The 5,479-nt window shown below is 54.7% G+C and carries 5 protein-coding genes; all 5 read right to left on the bottom strand.

What is annotated here, in order from left to right; genetic code table 11:
• On the bottom strand, positions 1-165 hold a 165-nt coding region (locus BR04_RS17395), incomplete at its 3' end, for an IS1634 family transposase N-terminal domain-related protein (RefSeq protein WP_496357295.1).
• 289 nt (positions 166-454) lie between these two features.
• Positions 455-1,672 carry a tryptophan synthase subunit beta gene (gene trpB / locus BR04_RS17390; RefSeq protein ID WP_496357294.1) on the bottom strand — a complete coding sequence of 406 codons (1,218 nt, stop codon included), beginning with the start codon at positions 1,670-1,672 and terminating at the stop codon, positions 455-457.
• A gap of 12 nt (positions 1,673-1,684) precedes the next feature.
• A complete protein-coding gene (locus tag BR04_RS17385) occupies positions 1,685-1,972 on the bottom strand; it encodes a Trp family transcriptional regulator (protein WP_496357293.1) in 288 nt (95 codons plus the stop codon).
• Between the two features lie 121 nt (positions 1,973-2,093).
• On the bottom strand, positions 2,094-4,733 hold the full coding sequence (gene pepN, locus BR04_RS17380; RefSeq protein WP_496357292.1) for an aminopeptidase N: 2,640 nt from the start codon (positions 4,731-4,733) through the stop codon (positions 2,094-2,096).
• A 272-nt stretch (positions 4,734-5,005) separates the two neighbouring features.
• Positions 5,006-5,479, bottom strand: a 474-nt coding sequence (locus BR04_RS17375) for an iron-sulfur cluster-binding protein (protein WP_496357291.1), incomplete at its 5' end; no start/stop codon positions are given.

Below are 5,479 nucleotides of genomic sequence, written 5' to 3'. Positions count from 1 at the left end.
TCTGGAAAGGGATCGAATCAGAGGTTCAAGCTGATCCTTCTCTTTGATTTCATCCATACGGCCTATGGTAGCAATGACACGCTGTCGAGTTTTACCTTCAATCTTTTTATTTTCGACAATTTGAAGATACTCATACCGACCTGATTTTTTGATTCTGGCAAACATGGCACCCCCTCCAGTAAGGGCACCTTATTTTTATACTATAGTTTCTTTAAAAACAATATTAAATTCCAATTCTGTGGCACCACCTTTTGGGGTTTTTACAAGATGCGACATAGTAATTACAGGCATTTTGAACAAAAAAGGCTTCCCAACTGTAGAAGATGAGACAAAAAGCCCCCCTGCCGGAGAAAAATCTCTCCGGCAGGGGGGCTACATTCCTGTACCCAGGGCTGGGCTATATGTTCAACGACTCAAAAGGACTTCAATCTTCAGCGATATTCACCCGACACTCTCAGATACCATAATTTTTCCCATACTGGGCCACCACGAAATCAATATCCTTATCGCCTCTTCCTGAAAGGTTGACCAGAAGGGACTTGCCTGCATCCAGGGTTGGCGCGTGACGAATCGCGAAAGCCAGGGCATGGGCACTTTCAAGTGCGGGAATGATGCCTTCTGTCCGGGAAAGGGTGAAAAAGGCCTCAATGGTTTCCCGATCGTCAGCGGTGACATACTGCACCCGGTTGAGATCCTTCAGAAGACTGTGCTGAGGCCCCACACCGGGATAATCCAGACCCGAAGCCACGGAATATACGGGAAGCGGTTCTCCCGCCTCATCCTGAAGCAGATAGGATTTGAAACCATGGAGTACGCCGGGTTTCCCCAGGGTCAGGGTGGCCGCATGCTCGCCGCCGGAAAGCCCCCTGCCCGAAGGTTCCACCCCATACATGGCAACGGACTCATCTTCCAGAAAGGCCGTGAACAGGCCCATGGCATTGGAGCCGCCGCCAACGCAGGCCACGAGGTTGTCCGGCAGCTTTCCCGTCATCTCCTGAAACTGTTCTCTGGCTTCCATGCCTACCACCTGCTGAAAATCCCGTACCATCATGGGGAAAGGATGGGGGCCCACCACGGAACCAATGGCATACAGCTGGGTCACGGGATCTTCGAGATAGGCCTCAAAGGCGGCATCCACCGCATCTTTCAGGGTTTTCGTCCCCCGCGTCACGGGAATGAGATTGGCACCAAGGATCTTCATGCGCACCACATTGGGATGTTCCTTGGCGATATCCACCTCACCCATGTAGATATCGCATTCCAGTCCCACGAGAACGGCGGCCGTGGCCAGAGCCACCCCATGCTGACCGGCTCCCGTCTCGGCGATGATCTTTTTCTTGCCCATTTTCTTGGCCAGGAGGGCTTCCCCCAGACAGTGGTTGATCTTGTGGGCTCCGGTATGGTTCAGGTCTTCCCGCTTCAGATAAATCTGTGCCCCCCCCAGTTTTTGGGAGAGGTTGCGGGCATGGAAGATGGGGCTGGGCCTGCCCACGAAATGTTTGTACAGATAGGCCAGCTCTTTGTGGAATTCCGGATCTTTGCGGATGTCCGCGTAAGCAGCGGTGATGTCATCCATAATCTTCTGCAGCGCTTCCGGGATGAAAGATCCCCCGTAATCTCCAAAATAGCCCCTGTCATCGGGAAGGGCGTAGCCCTTGAGTGTTGCGTTCATGTTTTTTTCCTTTTAATACCCCTGACCTTTTAAGGCCAGACGATCGAGAATTTTTGCACAGGTGGCATTTTCGGCTTTCAGAATACGGGAACCCCGGGTGATTTTACAAAGGCTGATGCCATGCCGCTTTGCAATGCTGCGCTGGGGTTCTCCCGCATGCAGCTCTTTCAGAAGCTGCCAGCGCAGACAGATATCCGAAATTTCCCTGGCCGTGAGGATTTCCTTTAAAAAACCTTCCATCTCCCCTGTCTCCCGGATATCCGCCATCACCTTCAAAAGCTCCCGCCATGTGTCCTCCATGCCTCCTCCTTATAGGGCGGCCTTCGTTTCTGCGCAAAGAAACACCATTCCTGCCATCCTGTCAATGCCTTTTCCCGGAAAGGCTTCCGGGAACATTTCACACGAAAAACCCTTAAAAAAATCAGGCAAGTGCCCGGCTCACCACCTCCCGGATATCCGGAGACAGGCCCTCTTTGGCTCCAATACGCCTCAAGGCCCTTTCCATGGAATCCCGCCAGGGGGTATCAAAGGTTTTCCAGACGTTGAAAAGGCTCACCATGCGGGAACCCACCTGGGGGTTGAGGATATCCAGCTCCAGAACCCTCTCCGCCAGAAAATCATGGCCCGCACCGTCACTCCTGTGAAAGGCTGAAGGATTGGCCGAAGCAAAGGCTCCGATGAGGGAGCGTACCTTGTTGGGATTTTTCATGGAAAAGGCGGGATGATGCATAAGCCCCTCTACCCGCTCCAGGGTATCGGGCCGTCTGGAAAGAGCCTGTACCTGGAACCATTTGTCCATAACCAGGGCATCTTCAGCAAACTCCCTTTCAAAATCAGACAGCAGTTTTTCTGCACGGGGATCCTCAAAATGGGCGGCAAGGCTTAAAGCCGCCATGCGATCCGTCATGCAGGCAGCCCCGGCTGCCGCCCTCTCCACCCAGGACAGGCCCGCATCCGGCAGACGGGAAAGCCAGAAGAGGGAAAGATTTTTCATCCTCCTGCGCGCCACATCCCCTGAATGGAAACGGTAAGGCCCCGGCGTCTGAAAAACATCCCAGGCCCCTTCCCAGAGGGTCTTCAGCTCCAGGGCAAGGGTATCCAGCAGAAAATCCCGCACCCGGCGCACCCTCTCGGGGTTCACGGGTATCTTTTCCGCAGCCAGCAGATGGTGCCACTCCCCTTCCGTGGGCATACTGAGGATCTCCGCCGCAAGGGCCGGATCGTCCATGGCCCCTTCGAGCACCTTTTTAAAGGCTGAAAAGAGATCTCCGGGAAGGTGCAAAGGCTTTCCTGCGGCATCCTTTTCCATCAGCGCCATGAAGGTACCGTGAACGAGGATGCGGCCCGCCTCCCAGCGGTTAAAGGGGTCGGTATCCGATGACAGCAGAAGGGCCAGATCTTCGCCGGAAAGCTCCTGCTTCAGTCGCACAGGTGCGGAAAACTCCCGCAGAAGGGAAGGCACCACAGGTTCAAAGGCACCCTCAAAGACAAAATCCTGTCTGGATTTTTCAAGGGCAAGACAAAAACTTTCCGCCGCCACACCCCCAAGCCTCAGCGTCAGGGGAGCGCCCTTTTTCGTGAAAAAAGCGGCCTTCACGGGCATGAGCATGGGCTTTTTCCCCGTCTGCCCCGGAGTGTCCGGAACGTCCTGCTCCAGGGTCAGCACAAGCCTTCCTTCTTCCGTATCCTGCTGAAGCCTTGCACGCACAAGGGGGGTTCCCGCCTGGGAATACCAGAGCCGGAAGGTAGAAAGATCCCTTCCCGATGCCCCTTCCATGGCGGCCACAAAATCCTCGCAGGTCACGGCATGGCCGTCATGGCGGGCAAAGTAGAGATCCATGCCCCTGCGGAAGTTTTCCGCTCCGATGAGGGTATGAATCATGCGGATCACCTCGGCACCCTTGTCATAGACCGTGGCGGTGTAGAAATTGTTCATCTCAAGGTAGGCCTCGGGCCGGATCGGATGGGCCATGGGCCCTGCGTCCTCAGGAAACTGCCTTGCCCGCAGACTGCGCACATCCTGAATGCGCTTTACGGAGCGGGACTGCATGTCCGAAGTAAATTCCTGATCCCGGAACACGGTCAGTCCTTCCTTCAAGGAAAGCTGGAACCAGTTTTTCACCGTAACCCGGTTGCCCGTCCAGTTGTGGAAATACTCATGGGCGATGACGCTTTCGATGCCCTCAAAATCCATGTCTGTCGCCGTTTCCGGGCGGGCCAGAACGTATTTGCTGTTGAAAATGTTGAGGCCCTTGTTTTCCATGGCTCCCATGTTGAAATCATTGGTGGCCACAATCATGTAGGTGGAAAGGTCGTAGGAAAGCCCGAAAACCGCCTCATCCCAGACCATGGCCTTTTTAAGGGAGGCCATGGCGTGGTCGCACTTATCGGCATTTTCATGCTCCGTGAAGATCTCAAGGGAAACCTCCAGCCCCTGAGCCGTTCGGAAAGTGTCCTTCAGACGGAAAAGATCCCCTGCCACCAGGGCAAAGAGATAGGCGGGCTTGGGAAAGGGATCTTCCCAGGTCACGGCATGACGGCCTTCGGGAAGCGCCTCACGCTCCACGGGATTGCCGTTGGACAGCAGCACAGGATAACGCTGCTGATCCGCCTCAATACGCACACGGAAAGGTGCCATCACATCGGGCCTGTCCGGGTAAAAGGTGATCTTGCGGAAACCTTCGGCCTCACACTGGGTGCAGAGCATACGGCCTGCCCGGTACAGTCCCTCAAGGGCCGTGTTCGTATCCGGGAAAATCCGCACCCGTGCGGAAAATTCAAAGGTGTCCGGAACGGAAAAAATGGTGAGTCCCCGGCTGTCCTGCACAAACTCCCGTGGAGCCAGCAGACGCTCATCCAGACGGATTTCAAGGATTTCAAGATCTTCTCCATGGAGAAAAAGGGGGCTTCCGGCTTCAGCCTCCGGGCTGCGGCGAAGCCTCAGGCGGGAGCTTACTTCCACGGAGCTTTCTTCAATGCGGAACTGGAGCTCCGTATGCTGAAGATGAAACTCCCAGGAACGATAGTCTTTCAGATAATGCATGGATGCGGATTCTGCCATGGGAACTCCTTTTTGTGGTTCTTTCTGAACTGCCCTGCGAACGCATGGGCCTGAAGCCGGACACCGGACGCTAAGGATGTATCACAAAAAGCACAGGGAGAGAAAGTCCGCAGCCCCCAAGGCCCGAAACGCCCATGGCTGGAAAACAAAGGCCCCTTTCTCCAAAACCAAAAACCGATGCCCCCTCATCCGGGAACATCGGCCTTTGCAAAAAACTTCTATGGGAGAGCCGCTTTCAAAAAACGGCCCCTTTTATTCTCTAAAAAAAAGAATCAATATTCCTTGGGCATCTGATTGAGCTGATCCAGGGTGAAGACAGGACCGTCCTTGCACACCAGCTCTTTACCGATGTTGCAGCGACCGCACATCCCGATACCGCACTTCATCCGGTTTTCAAGGCTCATGATGATGTGGTCATGCTTGTACCCGAGCTTGTCCAGCACAGGCAGGGTGAACTTGATCATCATGGGAGGCCCGCAGACAATGGCGTAGGTGTCATCGCTGGCGGGAGGCGCCACCTTTTCCGCAACCGGCGGAATAAAGCCCTGATGGTACTTCCAGTTGGGATCATCGGTTTTGTCAACGGTGATGTGCATGTTGATCTTGCCCTGGGCTTCCCATTCCCGGAGATCATCCATATAAAGAAGCATACCGGGGGCACGGGCACCATACACCACATCGATCTTGCCGAATTTCTCCCGGTTGTCCAGCATCATCTTGATGGAGGATCTCAGGGTGGTGAAGGC

It is taken from the genome of Desulfobotulus sapovorans DSM 2055 (genome assembly GCF_059569355.1).
This window is presented reverse-complemented; position numbering and strand designations above follow the sequence as displayed.

Excerpts from the sequence above, each read along its gene's own strand:
- pepN (WP_496357292.1), bottom strand. The coding sequence starts at position 4,733 with ATGGCAGAATCCGCATCCATGCATTATCTGAAAGACTATCGTTCCTGG.
- BR04_RS17385 (WP_496357293.1), bottom strand. The coding sequence starts at position 1,972 with ATGGAGGACACATGGCGGGAGCTTTTGAAGGTGATGGCGGATATCCGG.
- trpB (WP_496357294.1), bottom strand. The coding sequence starts at position 1,672 with ATGAACGCAACACTCAAGGGCTACGCCCTTCCCGATGACAGGGGCTAT.